Consider the following 26536-nt stretch of genomic DNA (forward strand, 5'->3'; position numbering starts at 1 on the left):
CATGGTTCCGATGAAATCGTAGCACAGAGCTGTAAATCATATCTCCATCATCACATCACTAATATTTCACTTCCTCAGTCCATATCTGAATCAGTTGAATTATAAAGCTCATACCAATACAGGCCCCGTTCTACCGGCATGATTGTAGCGGATACAACTGAGGAAAATGAAGCGACCACAGCAGTCAGCCGACATGGCTCCCGAGCAGAATGGTACGACCACGGTCCCTACTCTCGGGTTCGGTACCTACCGAACCGGAGGGTACAAATGCTACAACGCGGTTAAGAATGCGCTTGATTGTGGGTACACGCATATCGACACTGCGATGGCATACGAAAACGAAGCGGCCGTCGGTCGCGCAATCGAACAATCCAGCGTTGACCGCGAAGACATCTTCTTGACGACGAAAATCAAGGGATATCCCGAAATGGTCGAGTATGAACGCTTGATAGAGGCCGCGAAGGGATGTCTCGAACGGCTGGGAACGGAGTATCTGGATCTGTTATTGGTCCACTGGTGGAATCCGCTGGCCGATATGGAAGAAACAGTCAACGCGCTCAACACACTCGTCGATGACGGGTTGGTCAATCAGATCGGGGTGAGTAACTTTTCTATCAAGGAGCTCAAGCAGGCGATGCGACTTTCGGACGCTCCTATTGCGACGAATCAGATTGAATACCATCCTTACTGGGGTGACGAGGAACTCGTCAGATTTTGCCAGGACAACGATGTCACAGTTACCGCATATAGTCCGCTTGCGGAGGGGCGAGCTGTTGAAGACGATGTCTTGCGTTCGATTGGAGATCGGTACGGCAAATCGGCAGCGCAGGTATCTATCCGGTGGCTGATACAACAGGAGAATGTTGTCACGATTCCGAAAGCGGCGACGCCGAAACACATAGAAGCGAACATTGACGTTTTTGACTTCGAACTCACTGACCGCGACATGCAGCGGATCAGGAAACTTGAGCCGCCGTTCTGGTACAGAGAAAACCGCGAAGGCGGATCGATATACGAGGCTCGCAGTGTTCTGGGAAATTTCGTACCGGACAGTCTCTACAATCGGATTGCCTGAGCTTCTTTCCAAACCATTGAATGGACTCTCGGCAACTGAGAGGGAAACGCGTGTGACAACTGACTCCCAGAAGACAATGCGGGTTCTGTTCGGTCTTCCGAAAGGCGTTTGCCGTCTAACTCAGCGGATCAGCAATCTGTCTCAGTCTAGCATTCCGATTCGGTCCGCGGTGAAGCCGAACACGTCCTCGTAGCCGTAGGCTGAGAGCAACACCGGGTGGAAGGGCTCCTCTGCGACGACGGTTTCGTCGTCGGCTGCTGCCACAGGGTCGCCTTCGGGTACCGGCTCGAAGTTCCTGACGAACACTTCGTACTGCTCGGCCGCTGCCTTCGGAATCGGCTCGCCGAGCTGGAACACTGGCAGTGACGTCTCTCGCTGTGGGGGAGACTCAGCGGTAACGCCGGTCGCGGCGAGGAACTCCCGGATGACCTGCGCTGCGTTCTCGGCGGCTTCAGCAGAGCCCTGATAGCCACACTCGACTTCGAGAACAGAGTCGACTGTTGCGATCATTCGGCCCTCGTTTGCGCCCTTCGTCTGTACGACGGCGTCTACGGAAAGCACACTGCAGAGGGCTTCCATCTCCGGCGTGAGCTCGTCGACGAGGGCGAACATCCCGTCGTAGGACTGCGTGGAGTGCAGCGAAAGGACGGTGCAGTCACGGAGTTCAGACGTAATAGTTGCGGCTAACCGTGCTTCGCGAGACTCGCTGTCGGCGTCGCCGGGGAACGAGCGGTTGAGGTCAGTATCGAGATACCGCTTGTTTGCCTCGAGGGCGGCTTCGTTCGCGATAATAAACTTGACAGGTCGCTCGACCGCAGGCGGGTCGGCAAGGACGGTTTCGATCCCGTCTCGGCCACACGGTTCGTCGCCGTGGATGCTTCCCACGACGGCCACCTCTGGATCCCCGTCTCCCAGTTGCTCGATTCGCATCTACCCGTGCTAACACTTCCAGCCTTTAGAATTATCCGGATTCAGTCAGTGTTCGAGCGACTCCGCGAACTCGATGTCCTCCGGGCGACACGTCGGGTACTCGCCGTCGAATCGGATCCGCCATCCATGGAGTGCCGACGGGTCCGACAGTGCGTTCGTTACTGTGGTGCGCACGTCGAGTAAATCGACGCCGTAGTAGTCGTTGGGGACGCCACGGAAGTACTGCAGCGACGTGCGAAACAGCGACCGCATCCCGTCGTCGTCCTCGAAGTCGAAGTGCTTGTACGCGCCGGCGGCGACCTGCACCATCCCGTGGAGGAATTTGCTTTCCGTGCTCCCACGGCCGTAGTTGTACCACTCGTCCTCGAAGCAGTCGTGTGATTCGTGGAACTCCCCGGAGTTGTACAGGCGGACGCCGTGGACCACGGCCCGTCTGAGCGTCTCGTGTTCCCACTGGCCGTCGGTTCGCCATCCCGATGGGTTCCCGTCAGGGGCCTCGACGGTCGGGTCACGCGTGTGGTCGTCCATGCCTCCACTACTGGTTCAGGGCGGGTCAAACCACCGGTTCTGTCGGTTACGTGAGGTCCTCGAATGTGGTGTACACCTGCTCGCGCGACAGCACCCGCGCTCAGTATGTCTGATTGTCACTACCGTCTGGACCCGAGTCGCTTCCGTACGACATTTATACCGCACCACCGTGTGTACCGTAATGCAATACACGTGCGAGGGTAGCCAAGCCAGGAAACGGCGGCGGACTCAAGATCCGCTCCCGTAGGGGTCCAAGGGTTCAAATCCCTTCCCTCGCACTGTTGGACCGACACGGTCCCTCACAAACAGTGAGCGGCCATCGTCACGGTCGCGAGTACGCCGCCGACCCCGGTGGTATCTCGCGGAACAGACGAGGGCCGATCGGTGCTGGAAGACTCGCACGGAGCGATCTTCCCTCGCAATTCTCCGACCCGATGTGACAGAGATGTCTATCTGCGATGAGGATCGCCGTGCTCTGGTTCCGCTGTGCGGTCGTCCTGACTGGACTCTAACTCCGGTTGTCACGTGGTAAACGACGAGGCTTTCGCCTCGGATTTTCTGTAGTTATAGCAGCAGATGCAGTTACAGGTACGATGTTATTATATAGACTGTTTACCACTGGTTAGCTATCATCTTATTACCTGATACTTATCAAAAAGAAATAATTGAAACAATACAGTCAGTTTAATCCCAGTTTGTGCATTGTATGCTTCCAGAGGGGTGTTTTGGGCTACCCAAATAGTATCATTGCACAAGAAATATACCAAAGCCTTCAGTAATATTTCAGTAATGGTAAAAACGCCAATAGTAAAACCGACTGTCGTCTTCGTAATGGCAGTCGCACTCGTGTTGGCTGGTCCGTTATCAGTGATGTCCACTGTCGGGGCAACTCCTGTCGCCGAGAGTCAATCGATCTCGGTAACCGAAAACGTCGACGTGTGGGAACGGTCTCCACTCACGCTCCGAACGACATCAGAAGGGCCGACCACGATAGTGGCACCGCGGACGTTCATCAACGTCGAATCGGCTGCAACCGGCAACCTACCGCTTAACAAACGGACGGTGACGATCCACGAGCGCAACGAGTCGATCAACATGTCCTTCGAACCACGGATCGGTGCCGGAACGCGGTCGCTCGCCGGCGACGAGGCGCAACTGCTCGCTGTCAAACTTGATCAAGTACCAGCTACGGCAGGGATAAACGCCAGCAACATCTCTACCGCGTCCCTCGGGGATGTCTTTGAAAACAACTCCGACACCACGTCGTCGGAACTGCTTGATGACGCGGACGGCGTCGGCACGATAGACGAGAACGGCGGACTGAATGCGTCCTACACCCCTGAATCGGGCGGTGCATACGGCTTCGTTCTGGTGACTGTCGACGAGGGTGACGAGGGCCTGTCGGTGTCGGACGGCAACGTCTCCGTCAACGGGACCGTGACTGTCGTCGGTGTCGAGCAAGCGATTGTACAGGACAACGCTTCGACCGTCGAGCCGACTCAGAATCCGGTCAATCCAGGTGACAACGTTACGCTAGATATCGACACCGAGATGGAGGACGAAAACGCCACGCACGCAGTGATGCTGGTGAGGCGAGGCGAACTTCAGCGGCAGTCAAGCACGGTGACCGTGTCTGGCGAGCTAAATGAGAGCTTCAGTCAGGACCAGATCACTGTGGAAAATTCCTTTGACAACGTCAGCGGTGTTGCGACAGTCGGCGACAACACCAGTCTCGCAGGTATCAACCTCTCCGAAAACCAGTCGCTACCCGCAATCGGGTTACAGGGTATATTCGGCGTGGTGGTTTCTGAAGCTGAATCAGATGCCGACGGCGACGTTATCCACGCTTCAGCAACGGTCGTCAGCGCTGACTCTGACGCCAATGTAACGGTACAGACGCTGGATTCCTGGCCAAACGGCGCATACCAGTACGTCCACGTCGCAGTTGGTAATGAAACTGGCACCATCAACTCGGACACCGGTACAGTGACAGTGAGTCCGGGTGGCGGCTCTGACAACGGTGGGACGGGCAACGGCAATGGTCCGGGCAACGGCGGCGGGCCCCCAGATAACGCTGGTGGACCGAATAGCACTGGTGATGACGACGAAGACGGCGCAGAATAACTGATCGGCGGTGCCGAACAAGGCACACATTCCGTCACCGAACGTCACTGAACATACCGGTCCCACGGCGATATAGTGCAAACCTGATACCGCGAACTGGTGCGCTGTCAGTTGGACGGCGTCGAACAGTCACTCTTCTGGTAGCTCTTACCGGGTAAACAGGCACGTACCGAGACACAGACTCAGCGTTCGCATACTATAACTTTGAACGGTGTCTACATGTCTTCCAACCTTCATATGACACCGTGTATCGTCGAATGTCACTGCATAAGAATTATACCGTGCCCTTTCGAAAAAATTCAGTAATGTATAAAACACCAAACGGGAAACACACTGTAATTTGTGCGATTACAGTGCTGCTGGTGTTAGCCGCTCCCATGTCGGTAACATCAGCAGCGGCAACGCCAGTGGATGACGGACAAACGACGGCAGTGACGGAAAACGTAGATGTCTGGGAGCGGTCACTGCTCCCGCTTCGGACATCCTCTACCGGCCCCACGGCGATAGCCGCTCCACAGACGTACATCAACATTGAGTCCGCCCAGACCGGTGACGTCCCCCTCAACAGGGAAGAGTACACGATTCACCAGGCAGGCGAATCAGTTGATCTCACGTTCGAATCAACGACAGGGGCTGGAACCACGGGACTTGCCGGCGACGAGGCGCAACTGCTCGCTGTCCGTCTCTCTGAGGACCCAACTGCGGCCGGGTTTAGTGAAGGCAGCGTCAGAACCGATCTAGCTGATATCTTTACGAATGACTCCAACGCTAACTCTGTCGAACTGCTAGACGATGCCGAGGGGGTCGACTCGATAGATGACAACGGTGTGCTCGAAACCTCCTACACACCTGACTCGGGTGGCGCGTACGGCTTCATTCTGGTCACTGTCGATGACGGGCAGGGCCTGTCCGTTTCGGATAACAACGTCTCGGCCGATGGAAACGTGACCGTTGTCGGCGTCGAACAGACGCTGGTTCAAGAAAGCCCAGCCACAGTCAATGCGACCGCCAACGATGTCGCTGCTGGTGACAACGTGTCGCTCGATATCGAGACCGGACTGGACGATGACTCTGTCACGCACGCCGTGTTGTTGTTCGACGAGGACGAACTCCAACAGCGAACGAGCACCGTTCGCGTGACCGGCGACATCGATGAGAACTTCTCGGAAGAGCAGGTCACGGTCGAGAATTCCTTTGATGGCGTCAACGGCGTCTCGTCGGCCGATGATGACGCCACCCTCCCCGTTGGGGACTCGACGGCAGCGGGAGCGATGCCGTCTGCGGGGCTAGTCGGTCTGTTCGGATTCGTTCTCTCCGAAGCATCACCAGAGCCGACCGGTGACGACGTGTTGCATGCCTCGGCGACGACGGTGTCCGACGCCTCCGATACCACTGTCGATGTCGAAACACTGGACTCCTGGCCAAACGGGACCTACACATACGTTCACATCGCCGTTGGCGAGGACTCCAACGAAATCAACTCCGCCACCGGGACAATCACACTGTCGCAGTCGAATGAAACCGATGGCGACGACGGCGATAACAGTGGCGGTGGTGACGACGGCGATAACAGTGGCGGTGGCGACGACGGCGATAACAGTGGCGGTGGCGACGACGGCGATAACAGTGGCGGTGGCGACGACGGCGACAACAGTGGCGGTGGCGACGACGGCGATAACAGTGGCGGTGGCGACGACGGGAGTGACGATAGCGATAGCGGAGACGACAACTCCGATAGTGAGGACACTGAGGACGAACCGACGACCGATACTGAGGACCAGACTACCACGGACGACAGCACCGAAACAGAAGACGACGATGAGCAGACGGAAACGGCCACGACCGCAGGTGGTGGTGGTGCCCAGCAACCCGACGACACGGCAACAGCTGGCACCGAGGGTTCGGTCGAGACCACGAGTTCGAGCGGTCCCGGTTTCACCGTACTTGTCGCGGTGCTAGCACTGCTAGGTGCCGGATTCCTGGCACGCCGGGAGTAACGAACCCTCACAGTTTACCGGCGGTTTTGTCTATTCTCTGGCACGGCTCTCTTCCTGCGGTGTCCCCACCGAGGGCACGAGTCATTGCATTATCCGGTCACCAGCGGCTGCTGATACAATATTGCTGTAAGGGGTAATTTTATATTATTTTACAAATAACATGTGTCTGTAAGGTACACACAATGGGGGACTACGCAAAGCCATCTCGTGCGGCGAAACTCAAGTGCATCACGTGCAATTCACCGGTCGTACGCACTGTTGACGAGGAGTACATCTGTGTCAACTGCGGCGAAGCGCCGATCGAACCCGTGGCCCCATCCTAAGACGGTCGCTGTCCTTTTGCCCGTAGCGTTGGGAACGGCAGCGACAATATCTGACTGACAACTTGCCTTCCGTCGCCGGAGAGCCGCCATTCTGGCAGGCGACGACTGTTGAACGAAGTGTTATCGCGGTGGCACTCCGGCGGGGAACCGGTCGTCTCTTCGGTATACCGTCACGAGACTGTAGCTGACGGCCAGTCCGAAGACGGCCACAGGGACAGCAAACGAGAGCAGACTGTCGGGTGAATGCGCCGCAAACGACGGCGTTTTATCTGGGTTCGCCGCCAACAGCGGCCAGAACAGGTTCGGGAAGAAGTAGTACTCTGTCCCGAGCCGCACGATGGGGTAGAAGTCGCCGGCGATGTGTGAGAGGTAGCCGGCCGAAAACACCACAGCGTACCGCACATAGCCACAACGTGCAGCCAGCAGCACAACAATGGTGAGGATGGGTAGCGAGACGACCAGCGAATGGGCCAGCATTCGCCCGCTCGGAAGGATAGCGAACGTCCACGCGAGCGGTTTATCGATTACGTCCGGGAGTTGCGTCGCGACAAGCAAGAGGAGTACCATCGGCCCGGACGGGAGGCGACGCCACCGGGCCACCGTATACACTGTCAACGGGATGGCTGCGAGGAGGAAGTGGCCTGCGGGGTACACCGTGAAGCGAACGGTCCGGGAAAATAAAAGCTGTTCGCCGGGTTCGGTGTTCAAGCGGCAGGCAGTGGGACAGTCCCGAGTTACATGGGTTCTACGAGAACACGGGTTAGCCGGTTACGTTCACCCAGAGATGGACTTCTCGGTATGCGGTCGACTGGTCCACGGTGGCAGGCGGTGAGCCACGGTACAGCAGGTACTGGAGCCGAAGCCTGTCGCCAGTCATCCCGGGAGTCACCTCGTGTTGGCGCTGCCAGGTCTCGTTGTGACCTAGCGTCGGCTGGAAGCGTCGCAGTTCCGACCGCTCCCGGACCTGCGTCTCGTTGCCGACGCGCTCGACGCGCTGTAACTCGGCGACAACGGTGTACTCTGTCCGTTCGTGTTCCTGATTGCCGATACCGACAATCAGCGAGCGGCCCTCGCCCTGGCGAAACTCCGTCGGATAGCCGTCAGCGACGAGTTCGCCGTCTTCGTCCTCTGTCAGCAGGTAGAACTCACTGAACCGCTCGCCGTCTTTCGGCACCGTAATGGCATATCCGACGCTGGCGGCCGCAAGCAGGATGCTCAGGACCAGCAGGACGTTCAGGACTGCGTCTGTCCGTGAAGCCGGCGAGAACAGTTCATCACGGCCGGCACTGAGCCACGTACGGTACGGGACGCGAAACCGTTCGTCAGCGGGCAATGCCCAGCGTCGAACAGCCGCGACAGCAGTCAACACGAGCGTCAGTCCGCTGAGCGAGACGAGAATCGGAAGCAGGCGGATGCCCCACGGCGTGAAGTTCAACACCAGACCGACCAGCGGAACGAGCGCGATGCTGAGGCCGAATGAGAGTGCGGTCCGTTCGATACCGTCAATTCCGTCGGCTTGTGGATTCGTACCGTTCTCCTCATCAGCCGTCGGGCCGCTTCCGGCCTCCGGGAACAGCGCCGCGATGAACGCATAGCCGGGAATGAAGAGGACGAACACGAGTCCTGCGACGATGCGGACTGGGGTGTCGGAGACGACCGGCAGGAGGGCAGCTAGGTTCGTCAGAATCACCACGCCGATAACGCCTGCTAGATCGGCCGGAAGGTGGCGGAGTTGGCGCGGCAGCAGTAGTTTCCACGCCCGGGTTTCAGCCATTGACAGTGAGTCATGTCGGCACGGTAAAAAAATAGCTGATTGATTTGCTTTCTGTCGCAGTACCCGACTGGAACGGAGTACAGTGAGCCAACCGAACGCATTTTATCAACCCACCAGAACAACTCGGTGTGTCCCGGAGCCAGGCGTGGGTCGTGTTCGTCACTCTAGCAGTCATAGGATTTATAACGGGCGCTGGTGGCGTGACAGCGGTGCAAGCGGATGCTGGAGGCTCGACCCTAGACCGCCAAGTGGAGACGCCGACGGACAACAACGAGACGCAACAGGCAAATCCGGATTCAGTGGCGGACGGAGAATACGGCGATGAAACGGCCGCGTGGCTGGCTCGGACGATAGGGGGACGGCTTGAAAACAGCAGCATTGCGCTGTCGAACGACCAGTACGACCAGGCCCGGTCGGTCCTCGGCGACGGCTATGACAGGCGCTTAGAGCAGTACGTCGAAGTCGCTGGAGACACGTCGTCTGATACGGACGACGCCGCTGCGAGGGAGTTCGAGGCCGCGCGCGAGAACCAGCGGAATCTCACGAACGAGGTTCAACGGTATCGGCAACAGTACGCAGCGTATCAGACAGCACGCGACCGTGGCAACGAACGCGAAGCCCGCATTACCGCGCGTGCGATGGAGCGAACAGCATCGAACATCAGCGACAGGAGCCGGCGACTGAACCGGAACTTCGAACAGATCGAGAACGCTACGTCGGTCGACCTCTCCTCAGGACAGAGCGAAATCAATGAGACGACGGAGAACATCACGGCAACGCAAGCGGAGGTCCGTGAGGAAACGCTCGTCGGCACGACGCTCACGGTTCAGGCGATAGACTCAACTGCATCGTTCAGTGACCCTGGGACGATATCCGGTCAGATACGGACGGAGAATGGTTCGGTCATCGCAGACGGAGCGGTCGAACTCAGGATCGGGAACCGGACACAGACTGTGCAGACTGACTCGGATGGTACGTTTGAAACGCAGTACCGTCCGCGCTCGGCCGGACTCGGGTCACAGTCCGTGCGGGTCGAGTACGTTCCGAGAGCAGACTCGGTGTACCTGTTCGACAACGCCACGTTCACGATAGGCGTACAGCAGGTGACGCCGGACGTAACAGGCGAAATTGTGCCGGATACGGTGGGATACGGCGACCGGCTTGACGTCTCGGCGTCTGTGGCAGTCGGTGCGATGGGCGTCGGCAAGATTCCGGTCGAGTTCGTTATGGGTGACACCGTCGTCGCACGGACGACGACTGGGCCGAACGGAACCGCCACAGCACCCGTCCGAGTTCCGGCGTCGGTAAACGACGGCGACCGCCAGGTCGTCGCCCGGATTCCGTACGAACGCCGCGCTATCGCCGGTGTGCAGTCGGAAACCCCTGTTGTCGTGGTCGAGACCCAGACAGACCTCTCAGTGAGCGCATCGCGCACAGATGAGGGCGTCCTCACTCGTGGCCACCTACAGACTGCTGCCGGAAACCCAGTATCGGATCGCCCGGTCCGGATTCAGGTCGGTGATTCTGTGAGTGAAGTCGTCGAAACGAACCAAAACGGCTCGTTTCAGACCGTTCTCGTAGACCTGCAGGCGAACGAGTCAATTACGGTCATCGCTACGTACGACGAACCGAGTTCGAATCTCGGTAACGCGACCGCAACAGCAATGCTGGCCGCAGGGTCGGGTGGTGGCAACCCACCGGTCGGGTCCGATTCGGAGAACGATCTGCTCATCGATACTCTGGTGGCGATACTGTTCGGTTCTGACGAGAGCCCGACAGCCGCCCTCGGAAACGGGATCATCGGATACGGTCTGTTACCCGTCGTTGGTGGTGGAATGGCACTTACAGTCGTCGTCGCATCCTGGTTTGTCGTGTCGCGGTTCAACCAATCTCAGGATACGGACGCGGCTGTACCAGCCGAGGCGGCTGACGTATCAATGACCGAACCAGACCCGTCGGCGGACCCGTCGGACGTATCGAGTCCGACGTTCGAGGAACGCGTCGAAACGCATCTGGACAGCGGAAACTACGACGCCGCAGCAATAGTGGCGTACATCGCTGTCCACGACACGTTAGCGGTGGAAAACGGAATTGACGAGGGGACGACACACTGGGAACTGGTCCAGCGAAGCCGAGAGCATGGCCTCTCTGACGAGTGGATGGCAGATATCGAAACGGTCGTCGAAGCCTTCGAGACGGCGGCGTTCGCACCGACATCGGTCGAGCCGGCACGCGCCGAAGCAGCCGTCGAACGCGCCCGCAAAATCAGATCGAACGGGGCTCCGTGACCGTCCAACCGACGTGTTAGTCTCTGCTGTTGGCTCCAGTCATTTCTGAATATACCGTCGCTCAACCCTCAGAAGCGGAAATGATAATACGAGTATGTCACTTATTGTCAAACCTGATGGTGGCGACCACGCACTCGTGGTTCGTCGGTGCCGGGACGGTCCTGTTGGTCCTGCTTCTCGGGATCGGCGGGTCGCCAGCCGTCGCTTCCGACAGTGCTGGGACTGCGATGCAGACCCAGACTGTGAACACGACACTCGACGTGCAGGCCATTCCCGGATCGATTTCCTACACGAATCCGGCTCGCATCAGTGGAACGTTACGGACAGCGAACGGGACGCCTGTTGCGACCGAGCAGGTGAGACTCGAAGTCGAAAACCGAACACGGCTCGTCAGAACCGATGGCAACGGTTCGTTCGCGTTCCAGTACCGGCCCCGGTCGGCACGGACCGGTACCACTGATGTTTCCGTCCGATACATCCCAGACCAGTCCGCGACGTATCGCGGTGACACAGCAACCGCCACTGTCAGCGTAACGCAGGTGACTCCGACGCTCACTCTCGACCGGTCGCCGTCCCGTCTTGCCACCGGCGACGAACTGGTAGTCACAACAGCAGTGCGCGTCAACGGCGCGGGTGTCAGCGATATCCCGATCGAACTACGCATCGGCGGGACGCTGTTCAAACGCGTGGTGACGGGGAGTAACGGGACCGTGAGGACCGTCATCAGGCTGCCGCCCGTGTCGACGGGTGAGCAGACGGTCTCGGCTGTGATTCCGTATGAGGACCGCGCGATTGCGGGCGAGCGTGCCGCCGAGTCGATCACAGTCGAGCCTCGGCCGGTGATGATATCGATGGACGCGACACGCGTTGACGGGGCAATCGCTGTGAACGGGACAGTGCTAACTGGTGACGGACGCGCTGTGCCCGGCCAGTCTGTTCAGTTCTCGACCGAGGGCCAGCAGCAAGGCAGTGCCGAGACGGACGAAAACGGGACCTTCGAGACGCGACTGTCCACAGATGCCCTTCCCGAGGGTGATAGTAGCGTGACTGTCACGGCACGCTTCGACGAGTCCAACACGAATTTTGGGACAGCTGAAGCGTCAGCGACAATCGACCTTTCGGGCGGCGCTGCGACGAGTCCGACGGAGCAACCAGAGAGCGTTCTTCAGGCTCTTGTCTCGGAGGTCCGTTCGTTCTTTACAGTCCCGGTCACCGCTGCGGTAGTGACCGGAGTCATCCTCATGCTCCTCGAAGTCATCGCTCGCCGTCTTGGTCTGTACTCCGATGCTGTCCCCGAGTCCGATGACACAGAGACGACTGTGCCAACTGACGCTGAGAACGTACGGGTCACTGATACGACCGTGGCGACTGACACCGACGAAACCAACGCCTCCGAGTCCGACGACGACACTCCCACATCGGCTAGCCGTCCGACAGACCGCATGGGGCAGGCCATCGCGGCCGGCGAGTACGACTTGGCAGTCACAATGGCATACGAGTCAGTCTCCGACGACCTCCGGGCAACAGCGAGCCTTCAGAACGGGAAGACGCACTGGGAACTGCTCGAATGGTGCGAGGACAGCGCCCTCAGCGCAGATCAGGTCGATACGGTTCGGAGCGTCGTGGCAGCATACGACCGTGCGGCTTTCTCGGCAGACTCGATGGACCGTGCCAGTGCGGAAGTCGCGGTCGAACGCGCTAGGGACTTTCAGGTCGACAGCCTATCATAGATCCCGAGTCGGCTATCGAAATGCGGTAACTATCTTACACCCACCCGCTGTAGGACCCGCCAATGAGTGACGGCCGGACGGGGCGAGTGCTGCTCATCGTGGCTGTGCTGGCCGTAGCAGTCGCGGCCCGACTGACGACGCTGCACTGGACACCGTTGCCCTCGACGCTAGACGGATTCGGCTACGTCGCTCTGGCGAGAGACACACTTCGGACGGGGAGCTTTCCGCTCACACGGTTCCGCGCGGACAACATCGTATTTACCGCTGTGCTGACGGTCGTCGGCGCACTCACCGGTGAACGGCCGCTGTACATCGCCCAGCCGGTCGTCGCGGTCACCGGTGCAGCGTCCTGTCTGACCGCGATGGCGCTAGTCAAACGCCTCGCGCAGACGGGTCGCTGGCGTTATTCGCGGACGACGCTGGCGATGGGCGTGGTCGGGATGGGGCTCGCGGTGGAAGGCATCTATCTCCGACGGACCGGACAGACGGACGAGGAGGCGCTGGCGTTCCTCTTGCTCCCGCTGTTTGCGATTGCCGTCCATCGGTTGCTCACGACGGATCGATACAGGCGTCGCTGGGGGGCAGTCGTGGTCGTCCTGTTCGCTGCTTTCCCGCTCCTGCATACGTTCAGTTCGCTTATTGCCGGGCTGGTACTGACAGGAGTGCTAGCCGCCCACCTCGCTATGATTCCGTCGCGTCGTGACGCTGTTACTGCCCTCGCCGTCGTCGCAGGCTTCTGGGTGTATATGTGGGGGTACTACCGGTTCGCGGAGCAGTCCCAGCTGGTGGTTCCCTACGTCGACCGTATCAGCGCGTATCCGGGGCTGTTCCTGGCCTGGGTGGTCGTGCTGGTGGCGACGCTTGTCTGGTTCCAGCGGACGAGCGCTCGCCTGCAGCGAGTGACCATCGGCGGCGCGGTTGGTCTCTGGTTCCTGACGCTCGGCGCGAACGCGTTACAGACCGTGTTTCCCGGGACACAGACCACGCCGACTGGCCTCCTGATATTAGTCGCAGCCTTCGCCGTTCCGGTTGTGTTTGCGGTCGTCGGCCTGCCGCGTGCGAGCCGCGACCGTCGACTGATCGGCCCGGTCGTACTGGCGTTGCTGCTGGCGCCAATCGTCATCGTGTACTTTTCGCTGACCGCTTCGCTGACGCCGGAGTACTACGGGACAGCGCTTCGCGGACAGACCTTCGTCCATCTCCCTCTGTTCGTCCTCGCCGGCATCGGCGTCGCGTCGGTCGCCTATCGGCGGTCGATGTCACCGGACGGCGGGCTTAGAACGGCACGGACACACAGCCACCGACTCGCAACCGTTGTGACGATCATCGTCGTGGTTGCTGCAGTTGCGACGATGCCCATCGCGTTCGTCAATCTCGACACGCTGGCGTTCCCGACCGGAGCGACCGAATCGCAGTTCGCGGCCGCGACGTTTACTGCGGACCACGTCGACGAGCAGTGGGCGTCCGACCACCCGTTCAGCCGTATCGTCGACTTGTACTATCCGGGTGCGTCCAACGGAACGTACCAGCCGACTGCTCGGTGGCTCGGTGGTGGTGCGGAACCTAACTGCCCGACGCTATCGCGGGCGTCGTGGGGGACGACCGGAGCGCACCTGTTCCCAGCAGGGAGCGAGAAGACCACGCCCGCGGCGCTGGAGGAGTGGCGCTACGAGAACGACGTGGTCTATGACACGCGCGGTCTCGACTCGGTGTACCTCGTTCGGCCTGGCGGGAACCAGACGAGTTGCTGAGCGCACATGGCTTGGCCCTCGTCCCTGTTTCTCCCGGGTATGTAACCGTGGCATACAATACGAGGCCGGCAGAAAGGCCGACAATGACTGACCCCGTCCTCGTCGGCTCGGAGCTGTGTGTCACACGACGGGGGACAACGATTCTCGACGGCGTCTCACTCACGGTCGGGTCCGACGCGGCACTGCTCGTTCAGGGACCGAGCGGGGCCGGGAAGTCGACCCTGTTCAACGTCCTCGGGCTGCTAGAACCCCCGTCTAGCGGACGGTTGGAAGTCGACGGTCGGGACGCGAGCACCCTGTCCGAACGCCAGCGCGCGAGCCTTCGGCGGACAACGCTCGGGTTCGTTTTTCAGGACTTCCAGCTCATCGGCGACCTGACCGCCCGCGAGAACGCGTCGCTCCCGCAGGAGCACGCGGGCGACCGCGACTCAGACTGGCTGGACACGCTGTTTGAGCGCCTTGGAATCACCGGGCTTGAACACCAGTATCCTGCGACGCTGAGCGGCGGCGAGAAACAGCGCGTCGCCATTGCGCGCGCGCTCGCAAACCGCCCCGAAATTATCCTCGCCGACGAGCCGACCGGGCAGCTGGACCCGGACACAGCCGAGTCGGTGCTAGACCTCCTGTTCAGCATGAAGGAATCGACGGAAACCGCTCTCGTCGTCATCAGCCACGACCCGCAACTGGCACAACGGTTCGACGAACGGCTGTTCATCCGCGGCGGCACGCTCGTTTCTGATACCGCCTCGACGCCGGACGCGAGCCCGTCCACGGAGACGAACTAACGAACCGATGGGATACCGAAACGCTCTCCTGTTTCGCTGGTCCAGACGGGATCGGCTCACGGTCGTCGTCGTCGCCGTAACGGCCGCGTTTCTCATCGGCACGGTACTGCTGTTGTTCACTGCCGTCACGTACTCGGAAACGTTCGCTGAGCCGCTTGCGAACTCCGGGACTGTCACCTACCACGACGCCGAAAACGGCCCACCGGAACCCAGCGGGGATGTCACCGTGCTCCCGTCAGCGACGGCGACGGTAAACGGGACCGACGTTCGTCTCGTCGGTATCCCGCCCGATACGCCACGCGTGCTCATCGAAGGGTCGGCTCAGTGGCAGGAGGGTCGATTACCGACACTTCCGGACGGTGTTGACGGCCGGGGACCGGTCCCCCAGCAGCGAACTCGGGCGATCAACGGGTCGAACGGCACCGTTTCGCTCACTGTCGTGCCACAGGAACGGGGGACGACATTCCTCTCTAATCAGTGGTACGTGACGAACGCCTCGACTGCACGGCAGGTCGGCGTCACCGGCTACTTCGTCGTCGATCATAGCCCGAGCGGAACCGGGCTGGGGAGTCTGCCCAGCGAGGGAGCACCGCTGGTCAGTGCACTCCTGTATGTCCTCGGCGGTCTGGAGCAGGTCCTCTGGGCGCTTGGTATCGCCGCGGCCGCCGGCGGACTGCTGGTCCTCATCGTCGTCTACAACGTCACGCGGATGAGTGTCCGCGACCGACTCGACGCGATCCGGGTCATCCGCTCGACCGGGGCGTCGGGGTGGCGGGTGGGACTCCTGTTTACGCTCCGCGCTGGTCTCCTCGTGACCACTGGCGTTGTTCTGGGCTACGCGGTCGGACTCATTCTGATCAAGGCGCTTGTCAACGTCGCCATTTACGTTGGACTCCCAATCGCGCTCGATATCACCGTCACCGGGCAGAGCGCCACTGTTGTCGGTGTCGTCGCCGGCATATTTGTTCTGATGGGGCTGGTGGCCGGCGCGCTCGCGGCCTATCCGGCGGCGACTCGCCCGCCGGCTGCCCTCGGGGACCGTCATACTCAATCCGGGCAGTCCGGGCAGTCGGGGCTTGCGAGGGTCCGGCACTGGGTCACACCGACGTTCCTCTCGTGGCGCTCGGTCGTCCCGACGGCGGCGACGCTGACCGTGTTCGGCATCACGTTCCTGCTGGTCGTCTCACTGGCCGGCCTCGCGTCTCCGCTCGGGGGCGGGGCGGGCGGCTCCGGGACCATCACCGAAGCCGGCGCGCCCCACCCGCTGAACAGCCGCCTCGATGCCGACTACGCCTCGGCTCTGCGGGCCGACGGGACACCGGCCAGCCCGGAAATCATCTACGCGCAGGTCTCGGACGGCCAGCCGTACATGGCCCACGGGGCGGAGTACGACGCGTTCGCGAACGTCACCGGTGCCACGCTGGTCGAAGGCCAGCGACCACAGCGGTACGACGAGGCCGTCATCGGGAGCGACCTCGCACGGACGCTTGATGTCGGGGTTGGTGACGAACTGACCGTCAGTGGGAGCGTCAAGCCCGGAGTCCGCCGGGTCACCGTCGTCGGACGGTACGACGCCGCTAGAACGCTCGATGACCTGCTCATTCTGCCGCGTGATTCCGCAGCCGACCTGGCGACCGGACCGGGGCAGGTCCACATGATTCGCGTGAAAGGGTCGGTCGCAGGGATCGACGATGCTGGCGGTGTCGCTGCCAACCAGTCGGGCGCTGTCGTGACGGGGCTGTCAGGCCCGGGACGCGTCACGGAGGGCGATACAGTCAATCTCACCGTCACCGTCCGAAACGTCGGTACCGAACGTGCGGACCGGGATGTCACAGTCCGGTATCGAGGCCAGCAGCGGACTACAACGGTGGCAGTCCCGCCGGGACAGGAACGGAGTGGCACTGTCTCCTTTACCGCGTCGAAGCAGGGGACCGCAAACGCTACTGCCGGGGAGTACACCCATTCAGTGTCAGTCGTCTCACCGAACGCTATCGAGATACCGAACCAGCTGCCGTCACAGGCCCCGCCTGGGTCGGGGCTCTCCGTTCCTGTCGTCACGAAAACTGGAGCGCGGGTTTCGAACGCCACTGTCACAGTGAACGGACCGTCGGTCAGAACTGGGTCGAGCGGTGTCGCCGTCGTTCCCCTGCCACGCGAGCCGGGGAATTACACGATAACGGCCCGTTCCGGAACCCAGACGGCGACACACGACATTCAGATTGTCCGTGGAACTGAGCGGGAACTGTACGGGGAGCTGTCGATATCGCCGTCGTCAGGGTCGGTCTTGACGACGCCAACGCTCAGGGTCGGGCTCGCAAATCCCTGGCAGGAACCGATCACACGCACTGTGGGCGTCATTGGTCCCGGTGTCTCCCGAAACCGGACCGTCTACATGCCACCCGGAAACGTCACGCAAACGCGGTTCTCTCCGGATAACGGACGCAGTCAGCCCGGAACGTACACCTATCGGATGACAGCCAACGGGACCACCCTCGCCACAGCGGAGTACGAGGTGACCGGCGACCGTCGGTTGGCATCTGCGGTGGCAAGTAGCGGGTCGTACGCGTCTGGCACGCCCATCGAACGGTCTGTCGAGGGCGTGTTCGGGAACGTTCAGTTGATTCTCGGTGTCCTTGTCGTCCTCTCGGCGCTGAGTACCGTCGGCAGTACCACGGCGACGTTCGCACAGGGGGTCCACGCGCGTCGGCAGGCCATCGGCATCCACCGCTCGACCGGCGCGACGCAATGGCGGATTCTGCGGACAATTCTGGCCGACATCGCTCGTATCGCGATTCCGGCGACCGGCTTCGCGCTTGGCCTGTCAGTCGTTGCATTACAGCTGCTGGAGCGGGCTGGCTGGCTCGTCTTCTTCGGGTTCCGCCTCTCCGCGCGGACTCCGCCGGCCATCCTCGCAGCGATATTCGTCGGCGGCGTCTTGCTCGCCCTGTTCGGTGCCCTCGTCGCAACGGTGCCGTATCTGACAGCGTCACCGGTTTCGTTGCTCCCGAGCGGCGACCGAACGCGGACGCCCGATGACGATTCGGTTACCGAAAGACAGTCTAGCGACGACTGACTCTCACTGCTAGGTTGTCAAATAAGCCACTCCCTGCTGGCGGCTGTCGGTCGGAACTTTGACTGTCTGCCGACAAGAACGCCGTTGTATGGCGACCCGACAGCGCCAGCAGTTCATTTACGGGCATCTCATGTGGGTGCTTGGTAGCATCCTCGTGTTGACCCTGCTGGATGCGCTGACGCTGGAGCTGTTTTTCGTCGTCTCGCTGATCGGGTTTCTCGTCACAGTCGAGTTGGTCGCACCGCAGACCGTCTCGCCGCGCTGGCGGCGACGACTCTGGTGGCTCATCGGAATCGGTCTGGTGGGCTTTGCCTACGTAGTCATCAAACGGATCCTTGCGATTCTACCGCCGGGGCTGGTCTGATGGCGCTGACACCGCTCTCTGAGGACTCCCGGCTGCCATCGCTCACGCTCCCACAGCTACTACTCGCCGCCTACACCGCCCTCACGGTCATCGCACTCGTCTACGCTGCGAGCACGTCCTCAGCAGCGTTCGGTGCGTATAACTCACAGTGGGACGGGACAGACGAACTCCGAACCGTCGCAGCCAACGCTGGTGCAAACGTGACTGTCGGAACGAATGTGAGTCAGTATCAGGCCAGTGACCCGGACGACACCGTTGCAGTTGTTCTCTCGCCGGCGGAGCCGTACTCGTCCAGCGAGCGGACACGAATCGCTGAGTTCGTCCGGAGCGGCGGGACACTCGTCGTCGCCGACGATTACCGCCCACACGGAAATGCCCTGCTTGCTGCTGTCGGGGCGGAGGCACGCTTCGACGGCCGTCCAGTGTATGACAACCGGAATTACTACCGGAACGCCTCGCTCCCGGAAGCGACGCCCGTCGGCAACTACCCGGAGACGGCGGGTGTCGATACTATCGTCCTCAACTACGGCACGACTGTCAGGGCCGGCAACGCGACGACGCTCGTCACCACCTCCGAATACGCCTATCTCGACACCGACGGCAACGGCGAACTCGACGGCGAGGAGCAGTTAGCGTCTCGGCCCGTCGTCACGAGCGAATCGGTGGGTGATGGTCAGATCATTGCTGTCAGTGACCCGAGCCTCTTCGTGAATGCGATGCTTGAACGCGGTGACAATCGCCGCTTTGTCATGAATCTCGTTGCCGACCACGATACGGCACTGCTAGACTACTCGCATGCCGGTAGCGTTCCGCCAGTGGCCGCTGCCGTACTCGCCATGCAGCGGTCAGACGTGCTGTTACTGTTCTGTGGCGTCGTGCTGGTCGGGGTGCTATTCGCGTACGACCGCCGTCTCGACGAGTCTCTCCGGGACCGATTCCGCGAAGAGAGGAGCAGCGAGCCGAACCCACACCTGTCCCGGGAGGGCGTCAAGAAGTATCTCAGAGCCCGTCACCCGGACTGGGAGGCCGCTCAGGTGGAGCGAGTAACGGAAGCCGTTATTAAACAGCGGCCCGAACGTCAACGTAATGACTGATCCGTCGGTACTGTACGACCGTCTCAAAGAGGAGACGGACACAGTTCTTATCGGTAACGAGCAGATTCTTCGTCATATTACTGTCGCAATGCTCACACGCGGTCACGTGCTTCTGGAGGGGGTCCCCGGCGTCGCGAAAACCACGATTGCCACGCTCGTCGCCAACGCGACTGACCTCCAGCACTCCCGGGTCCAGATGACGCCTGACCTGCTCCCGGCGGATATCACTGGCACGACGGTGTATCACCAGCGAAACGGGGAGTTCGAACTGCAGAAAGGGCCGGTGTTTACCAATCTGGTCATCGCTGACGAGATCAACCGCGCTCCGCCGAAAACACAGAGCGCACTCCTCGAAGCAATGCAGGAGGGGCAGGTCTCTATCGAAGGGTCGACGCTCGAACTCCCGACGCCGTTTACCGTCGTTGCGACGATGAACCCGCTTGAGATGGAGGGGACGTTCAAACTCCCGGAGGCACAGCGCGACCGATTCCAGATGAAACTCGTCACCGAGATTCCCGATTCCGATGAGGAGCGTGCAATACTGGATCGGTTCGACGCGAACCCGACGCTCGATGCGGACTCTATCTCACAGGTCATCTCCCGGGACGAGCTTCTGGACGCTCGGGCAGTAGTTCCTGAGACACACATCGAAGACAGCATCAAGGAGTACATTCTCGCGCTCGTCGGCGCGACCCGGGACCACCGAAACGTCGTTCACGGGGCCTCACCGCGGGCGACACTCGCACTGCAGAATACAGCCAAAGCGGTTGCTTGTCTGAACGGCCGAAAATATGTCATTCCGGACGACGTGAAAGAGATGGCGCTCCCGGTGTTGCGTCATCGTCTCATTATGAGCAGTGACGCCGAGCTAAGCCAGATCAGTGCCGAAACAGTTATCGAAGAGATCCTTCAGTCGATCACGCCGCCCGGGTCCGACACCGATCACAGTGCAGGCGTCGAAACGGCAGTTGGTGACGGCGGAACGAAACGCGAGTTCGAATAGCGCCCGGACCGCAGTTAGTCGGTTTCCGGAGTCGGTGCCATCTCCTGTTCTGGGGTCGCCGCGTCACTGGACTGTGACGGTTGTTCGGGTGTGTCCCACGAAACGGTCACGACACCGCTGAACCGGTCGTCATCGCGCGTATCGACGGTAACCGGCCGATCAAGGCCCGTGGCAAATCCCACCGCAAGCAGGGACACCACTGGGTGATCTAGCTGGTGAATATCGCCGAACGCCGGATTGTCGATGGCGATAGAAGCGGTTTGATTCTCGCTATCGATTTCGATTGTCGTGTCATCAACGAGTTCGAACTGCTCGGACAGGGCTGCAGTCAGCTGTGTCGCTATTGCATCGGGACCGGTACCGAACGTGCCCGACATCGCCTGCTCGAACTCGGTGTATAGCCGGTCACCAGTCGGGGGAAGCGATATTCCCTGTTCTGCCTCAACGCCCGTGACGAACAGTTCTTCTAGCTGCTCCGGGTCGGGGACCGCGTACTCGACGTGCTGGGGGACGAACAGGCGCGCAGCCGTCTCCGGATGGGATGCTGTTGGGACATATATCCTCTCAGTCTGGAGTTCCAGCTCGCTGACGAGGTGCTGTTCGACATCTGCCAGCGTGTTGAACACCGTATCACTGACCGACGCCGAGACGAACCGCTCGGGGGTGAGATAGAACGTGACGATGCCGGCAAACACACCGGTCCCACCGAACGCGATGAAGATGGTTTGCAGGGCCGGAAAGACAAACGCCGCGACGAGAGACAGTCCACCGACTGCGAAAAAGCCTACTGCGGTCCGTCTGAACGTTGCTCGCCTCGCGCGTGCGTACGATTCACGTAATCGACGGTTTTCCTCCCGCAATACTTCAAGCTCCGCTTCGAGTGTCTGACGGTCCCGCACAACATCGGCTTGTTGGTCGGTGTCATCTGCTGTCATATCCGGTTTCGAGGGCGCAGGTTGACTCATTGGAAATCACGATCCGAAGCGATGTCTGCAGTCACGATGTCGAGTTCTATCAGCAGATAGCGATGGAGCAGATAGCCGACGATGGCAGTTCCGACGAGGATGGCGAACCCAACCCTGAGGGGGTCTATGGTCCAGCGCCAGACCGACAGCCAGACGAAGCCGCCGAGCAGCGGCACGACAAGTGCGACGAGGCTGCTGGCGACTCGACTGTCAGGCGTCTCGGTAGCCACCGAAAGCAATGTGAGGAACAGGCCGCCTTCGACAAGGGCGAGTGATAGCAGTGACGGCGTCTCAACTGTGACGAGTGCTATCTGTCCAAGCACGACCGCGAGAACGGCTGTTCCGGACAGGTAGAGGCCGCCGAGGACAACACCGATGAGGCCAAGCCATACCGGTCCATCCAGGAGAAGCCCTCCTGTTGCTCCGACGATACCAAGCAGGCCGAGCACGGTGGGTAGTGCTCGGCGCGACCGTCCCATCGAGTTCAGTGCTGTACTCATGCGTACCCCCGCTGGTTTGTGTTGGCTGGGCCGGCGGACAGAATAGTCGAGATCTGGTCTAGGGGCCCGACCTCGTAGGCCGTCACCGAGTCGATTTCGTTCAGCTCACGCCGGAACTGGTCGAAGGTCCGATACCGTTCGTAAGCGGTATCGAGGTCGGTGAGGCGGTCGGTATCGAAGGCCACCGATGGAGTGATGAACACAACGACCTCCGTTGCGTTGCGTCTCGCCTGGCCGACTGTGTTCCGCAGTTCGCTCGGGCTGCTGTCGTCTGTACAGATAACTAACAGGTCCGCACTACGTATTTCGTGTGGGGCCGTCTGCAAACCGTTGTACAGCGGTTGATTGGGGAGATGTCGTTTCGATCCGGTAGCGTCTCGATACGCGAGCAGCACCGTTTCCATCGGCGATTGTGTGTCGGCTGCTGGATTCACCGCCCCCGTTACTCTTCCGGTGGCAGCCGCTGTTGCGGGGGCTGTTGCCGGCGTTTCAGCGTTGGCGTCGAGGTCGTTGATCCGGTGCTGGCACGACCTGTAGGCCTCGGTTCTCGCCACTGGAACTCTCGTTTCCGTTACGCCCGCGTCGCCGATAGTGACGTAACCCAGCGGATCGCGGGTCGTTTCGGCACGCTGCTGGAACGCCGCGGCGACCGATTTGAGGTGCTCTAGCTTCGTGTTGCCAGGTGCACCGTCGCCCAGCGTCTGACGGTGGTCAAAGACGAGGACCACGCTACGGTTCCCCTCGGCTTCGTAATTGCGGACGTGCGCCTCGTCGAGTCTGGCAGTCGCCTTCCAGTCGACGTATTTCAGTGCGTCGCCCGGGACGTACTTCCGGATTTCCTCGGCCGAGAGGCCACCTGTCCGCCCGCGGGCATCGTGTTCGCCGACACTGCGTAGCAGTTGTTTCCCACCCTGCCCAACGTGAATCGGGCCGACTGACGGTGCCTCGACCAGTACTTCGGGACCTGGTGCCGTCGCGAACGATTGGGTAAACAGCCCGGTGCCGTCGCTGACCGTCGCTGTGGCTCCGGGAATAGTATACTCTCCGACAGTCTCCCAGGTGAGCGGGAGTGTCACCGACGACGACTGCATCGATGTACCGAGAGTGACCGTTGAATCGGGGCCCGCTTCCATCTGCGCTACGAGTGGAATCTCTGTCTCGACGGAGAGCGGCAGGTGATCGCCGGCGGTGTCAACTGATGCTTCGAGAGTGTACGTCGTTTCGGCGCCGGTCTGTACCCGGGCCCGGTCGAGTGACTGGGTCACCGTGAGATCGTCCCTGAGCTGTGAGACGCCACGAACGAACGCAAACTGCATTGCGAGTAGCCAGCCTGTGAGCCCGACAGCACCGACCACCAAGAGGGGTGAATCAAGTACCCCACCTCCCACGAGGAGACTACCAACAGCAGTGAGCGTGAGCCAGAACCGTCGGGTGACACGCATTGCCTTCCGTTACTGAACCGAGCCCATTGAAGATACCGACAGCCACAGCCGGAGACCACTGCGTTATGATCGTTTCCAATATCGAAATTGATATTGATATTTGGGGAATTACCTTCTTAACCAGTAATTGAGAATATTGGCGTATAGGTACCATCTATGTCTATTCTAACTCGAATATTGGGGGCCTGTATAGGTGCAGTTTCCAAAATCAATCTTAATACTGAATCTAAAAAACCGGGTAATTGTGCCGACACCAGCCACCGCTGGCTCCGTACCGCAGCGCTGGCTCGTTTCGGCGCCGTTGGCCTCGTCATGTTGCTTCTCGCTGGTGTCGTGCTTCCAGCCGCCGGGGGGCCGCCGCAAGTGAACACTGCTAGCGGTGGTGGGGCCAATACGCCAAGCGCGCAGCAGATACAGGCCGACCCGAATGCCACTGATACAGACGGAGACGGGTTATCCGATTCGCTAGAGCGGTCCGTTTACGATACCGACCCGACCAGTGCGGACACGGACGGCGACGGCTATCCGGACGGCATGGAAGTCCGCTGTGAACAGGCGATTCCCGATGCGGACCCGCTCCGAACGGACATCTACGTGGAGGTTGATTCCACGGAGTCAACGACGCTCAGCGAGCCGGTCCAGACGTCCATCGTCGAGACGTTCGAGAAGGCACCTGTTTCGAACCCCGACGGCTCCACTGGAATCGATATCCATCTCGTCACGGACGACACGAACCTCTCGGCCAACGGGACGGTTTACTCGAAATCCCGCGCTGGGGCCGGAAACGACATCTATGACTTCCGGGCCAACCACTCGCAGCACCGGTCTGACGGCTATTACTATGTCCTGCTCACCGACGATGTCGCCTACAACGGGGACGACTACTTCGTCGGTGCGGGACGACCTGAGGTCGCGGCGATGGAGCGGTTCGATTCGACGAAACTCACCGCTTCGCTGTTCATGCACGAATTCGGGCACGCGATGGGCCTCGACGCCCATCAGGACGGCATTGACGAGGAGCGCTACTCCCAGACAGAGTACGATAGCGTGATGAACTACAACGGGCTGTACAGACAGCTCACCTATTCGAACGGTACCGACAGCGTGGGCCGAAACGAGTGGCAGTTCGTTGCCGAGAACCGAACACAGCCCGACGTTGCGTGTGCGGAGAACGCGTGCTCTAGCAGATGTACGCGGGCCTGATTCGTTCGAAAAAGGGATAACCGACGGTTAGCTGCTGTCTGCGAGCATACTCATGAAGAACGACCCGAACACGGTCTGTAGTCCGAGTACTACGACTGTCGAGGCCAGCAGGGTCGCTGTGGCTGACGGCAACGCCGTCTCGCCGGCGAGCAGCCACTGTCCGAACACGCTCCCGAGGTACAGAATCCCGACTGCAGCCGCGAGAATGCCGATGGACGCGCCGTGTTCCAACTGGAACTGCTCCCGTATCATCCCGACGAGTACACCATCGGGTTTGTTTATCGGGTTCGCGGCAATGGAGCTGAACAGTGCGAGCGTCCAGACCTGATACCCGACGATTGCCAGCAGCGACCCGCCCACCATCGTCTGTATCCCGAAGTTGACGCCACTGATCGACAGCTGGGCGATTGACAGTGACATCAACAGTGCCCCGGCAGAGACGAGCAGCAGGGCCGGATACGAGAACAGGTACTCAGGCGCGTTCACGAGCATGAAACGGACGTGTCGCCAGCCGTCACTGAAACTGTCGAGCGTTTCCTCGCCTTCACGCTCGTGGTAGATAATCGGGACCTCCTCGATGGTGAGGTCGTTCGCGCCGGCTTCCATAATCATCTCGCTGGCGAACTCCATGCCGGTCGTCTCTAGCTCTAGCGTTTCGAGCGCGTCCTTGGTGAACACGCGGAACCCGCTGTGGGCGTCGCTGACACCGGCCCCGTAAAACGTGTTCAGGAATCGTGTCAACAGTGGATTGCCGACGTATTTGTGCAGCGGCGGCATCGAACCGTCCCGAATCTCTCCCTCAAGTCGACTCCCCATACAGATATCCGCGTCGCCGTTCTTCACGGGATCGAGAAGCTGCGGAATCATCTCGAAATCGTACGTCGTGTCAGCATCGCCCATCGCGATGTACTCTCCCCGCGCCTTGCCGAACGCATAGCGATACGCATAGCCATAGCCCGGTTCATCGGGGGTCACGACTGTCGCCCCTCGCTCGCGGGCTAACTCCGGTGTCGCGTCGGTCGAACTGTCGCTGACGATAATCTCAGTCGGGACGCGCAACTCGGAGACCGCTGTTTTGATCCGGGCGATACACTCGACGATTCCTTGCTCTTCGTTGAGAGTCGGCATCACGACGCTCAAAACCGGCGTGACTTCACTCTCTGGCGTGACGAGAAACTCGTCTGCAGTCTTGGCTGCAATCCCCTGTTTGTCCGCTTGATTTGCCTGGTTTGCTTGTATTGTCATTCCCGTACCTCGGCTGAAACTGGTGCATCTAGTAGCATGCACTCTCCACTCCCCTGGTCGGCTTTCTGCGAATACGACTAGTAGGCCCCATTTTATCTGATGTCAATGGTTAAGTTCTGATAGGTACCGCATAGTTCCCACACAGGATGTCATGTCAAAGCAACATATAATAAAGCTGTTGGGTGCGGTAATTCATAATTAATAACAATAGTTAGCACGAAACCGCTCACATCTCCCTGATTGGCCAGAATTTCTTCGCGCCATGACGGTATTGTGTAGTGAGCACCTATCAGTAAGGCACACTATTCAGGCACTAATGTACGTTGCGAATCATGCATTTAT

The 26536-nt window shown here is 60.2% G+C and carries 20 protein-coding genes and 1 tRNA gene; 13 read left to right on the forward strand and 8 right to left on the reverse strand.

The window, feature by feature from the left end:
* Nucleotides 1-166 precede the first annotated feature (166 nt).
* Nucleotides 167-1075, forward strand: coding sequence for an aldo/keto reductase (locus DVK01_RS15375; RefSeq protein ID WP_101350167.1), 909 nt, complete (start codon nucleotides 167-169; stop codon nucleotides 1073-1075).
* 141 nt (nucleotides 1076-1216) lie between these two features.
* Here DVK01_RS15375 and DVK01_RS15380 read toward each other — a convergent pair whose 3' ends face one another.
* Entirely contained in the window at nucleotides 1217-2005 is a 789-nt protein-coding gene (locus DVK01_RS15380) for a succinylglutamate desuccinylase/aspartoacylase family protein (RefSeq protein WP_121512232.1), read from the reverse strand.
* Nucleotides 2006-2050: 45 nt separating this feature from the next.
* Nucleotides 2051-2533, reverse strand: coding sequence for a DUF309 domain-containing protein (locus DVK01_RS15385; protein ID WP_121537461.1), 483 nt, complete (start codon nucleotides 2531-2533; stop codon nucleotides 2051-2053).
* A 194-nt stretch (nucleotides 2534-2727) separates the two neighbouring features.
* Here DVK01_RS15385 and DVK01_RS15390 point away from each other — a divergent pair.
* The 3 genes from DVK01_RS15390 (at nucleotide 2728) to DVK01_RS15400 (ending at nucleotide 6654) form a co-directional block, all read left to right on the forward strand.
* A tRNA-Leu gene (locus DVK01_RS15390) sits at nucleotides 2728-2811 on the forward strand.
* A gap of 553 nt (nucleotides 2812-3364) precedes the next feature.
* Nucleotides 3365-4657, forward strand: coding sequence for a PGF-CTERM sorting domain-containing protein (locus DVK01_RS15395; RefSeq protein ID WP_199722360.1), 1293 nt, complete (start codon nucleotides 3365-3367; stop codon nucleotides 4655-4657).
* 377 nt (nucleotides 4658-5034) lie between these two features.
* Entirely contained in the window at nucleotides 5035-6654 is a 1620-nt protein-coding gene (locus DVK01_RS15400) for a PGF-CTERM sorting domain-containing protein (protein ID WP_233560821.1), read from the forward strand.
* Between the two features lie 443 nt (nucleotides 6655-7097).
* Here the strand turns inward: DVK01_RS15400 and DVK01_RS15405 are convergent, their stop codons facing one another.
* Nucleotides 7098-7631, reverse strand: a complete 534-nt coding sequence (locus tag DVK01_RS15405; protein WP_232794452.1) for a metal-dependent hydrolase — start codon at nucleotides 7629-7631, stop codon at nucleotides 7098-7100.
* Nucleotides 7632-7737: 106 nt separating this feature from the next.
* Entirely contained in the window at nucleotides 7738-8751 is a 1014-nt protein-coding gene (locus DVK01_RS15410; RefSeq protein WP_101350163.1) for a DUF1616 domain-containing protein, read from the reverse strand.
* Between the two features lie 209 nt (nucleotides 8752-8960).
* Between DVK01_RS15410 and DVK01_RS15415 the strand changes: the two genes are divergently transcribed.
* The 8 genes from DVK01_RS15415 to DVK01_RS15450 all read left to right on the forward strand — a co-directional run bounded on the left by DVK01_RS15415 (nucleotide 8961) and on the right by DVK01_RS15450 (nucleotide 20839).
* Nucleotides 8961-11039: a hypothetical protein gene (locus DVK01_RS15415; protein WP_121537465.1), complete on the forward strand. Its 2079-nt coding sequence runs from the start codon at nucleotides 8961-8963 to the stop codon at nucleotides 11037-11039.
* Between the two features lie 116 nt (nucleotides 11040-11155).
* Complete coding sequence (locus DVK01_RS15420; RefSeq protein ID WP_121537467.1) at nucleotides 11156-12769, forward strand: hypothetical protein; 1614 nt, start codon at nucleotides 11156-11158, stop codon at nucleotides 12767-12769.
* 62 nt (nucleotides 12770-12831) lie between these two features.
* Nucleotides 12832-14520, forward strand: a complete 1689-nt coding sequence (locus tag DVK01_RS15425) for a sodium:phosphate symporter (protein ID WP_121537469.1) — start codon at nucleotides 12832-12834, stop codon at nucleotides 14518-14520.
* An 83-nt stretch (nucleotides 14521-14603) separates the two neighbouring features.
* Nucleotides 14604-15305, forward strand: a complete 702-nt coding sequence (locus tag DVK01_RS15430; RefSeq protein ID WP_101350161.1) for an ABC transporter ATP-binding protein — start codon at nucleotides 14604-14606, stop codon at nucleotides 15303-15305.
* A gap of 7 nt (nucleotides 15306-15312) precedes the next feature.
* Nucleotides 15313-18378, forward strand: a complete 3066-nt coding sequence (locus DVK01_RS15435; RefSeq protein WP_101350160.1) for an FtsX-like permease family protein — start codon at nucleotides 15313-15315, stop codon at nucleotides 18376-18378.
* An 88-nt stretch (nucleotides 18379-18466) separates the two neighbouring features.
* Nucleotides 18467-18742, forward strand: a complete 276-nt coding sequence (locus DVK01_RS15440) for a hypothetical protein (RefSeq protein WP_101350159.1) — start codon at nucleotides 18467-18469, stop codon at nucleotides 18740-18742.
* Nucleotides 18742-19836, forward strand: a complete 1095-nt coding sequence (locus DVK01_RS15445; protein ID WP_121537471.1) for a DUF4350 domain-containing protein — start codon at nucleotides 18742-18744, stop codon at nucleotides 19834-19836. Before DVK01_RS15440 ends, DVK01_RS15445 begins: the two co-directional genes overlap by 1 nt.
* Complete coding sequence (locus DVK01_RS15450) at nucleotides 19829-20839, forward strand: MoxR family ATPase (protein ID WP_101350157.1); 1011 nt, start codon at nucleotides 19829-19831, stop codon at nucleotides 20837-20839. Before DVK01_RS15445 ends, DVK01_RS15450 begins: the two co-directional genes overlap by 8 nt.
* A gap of 14 nt (nucleotides 20840-20853) precedes the next feature.
* Here DVK01_RS15450 and DVK01_RS15455 read toward each other — a convergent pair whose 3' ends face one another.
* From DVK01_RS15455 to DVK01_RS15465, 3 genes are read right to left on the reverse strand one after another with little or no spacing between them, the layout of a single operon-like run.
* Nucleotides 20854-21804, reverse strand: coding sequence for a hypothetical protein (locus DVK01_RS15455; protein ID WP_121537473.1), 951 nt, complete (start codon nucleotides 21802-21804; stop codon nucleotides 20854-20856).
* A complete protein-coding gene (locus DVK01_RS15460) occupies nucleotides 21801-22304 on the reverse strand; it encodes a hypothetical protein (RefSeq protein WP_121512242.1) in 504 nt (167 codons plus the stop codon). The genes DVK01_RS15455 and DVK01_RS15460 overlap by 4 nt, the downstream gene beginning before the upstream one ends.
* A complete protein-coding gene (locus tag DVK01_RS15465) occupies nucleotides 22301-23746 on the reverse strand; it encodes a DUF58 domain-containing protein (protein ID WP_121537474.1) in 1446 nt (481 codons plus the stop codon). Before DVK01_RS15465 ends, DVK01_RS15460 begins: the two co-directional genes overlap by 4 nt.
* A 363-nt stretch (nucleotides 23747-24109) precedes the next feature.
* On the opposite strand from DVK01_RS15465, the gene DVK01_RS15470 reads away from it, so the two are divergent.
* Nucleotides 24110-24949, forward strand: a complete 840-nt coding sequence (locus tag DVK01_RS15470; RefSeq protein ID WP_101351440.1) for a hypothetical protein — start codon at nucleotides 24110-24112, stop codon at nucleotides 24947-24949.
* Between the two features lie 27 nt (nucleotides 24950-24976).
* On the opposite strand, the gene DVK01_RS15475 is transcribed toward DVK01_RS15470, so the two are convergent.
* Nucleotides 24977-26194, reverse strand: a complete 1218-nt coding sequence (locus DVK01_RS15475) for a glycosyltransferase family 2 protein (protein ID WP_121537475.1) — start codon at nucleotides 26192-26194, stop codon at nucleotides 24977-24979.
* Nucleotides 26195-26536 lie beyond the last annotated feature (342 nt).

Origin of the sequence: Haloarcula sp. Atlit-120R (genome assembly GCF_003665885.1) — an archaeon.
Classification (GTDB): Archaea; Halobacteriota; Halobacteria; order Halobacteriales; family Haloarculaceae; genus Haloarcula; species Haloarcula taiwanensis.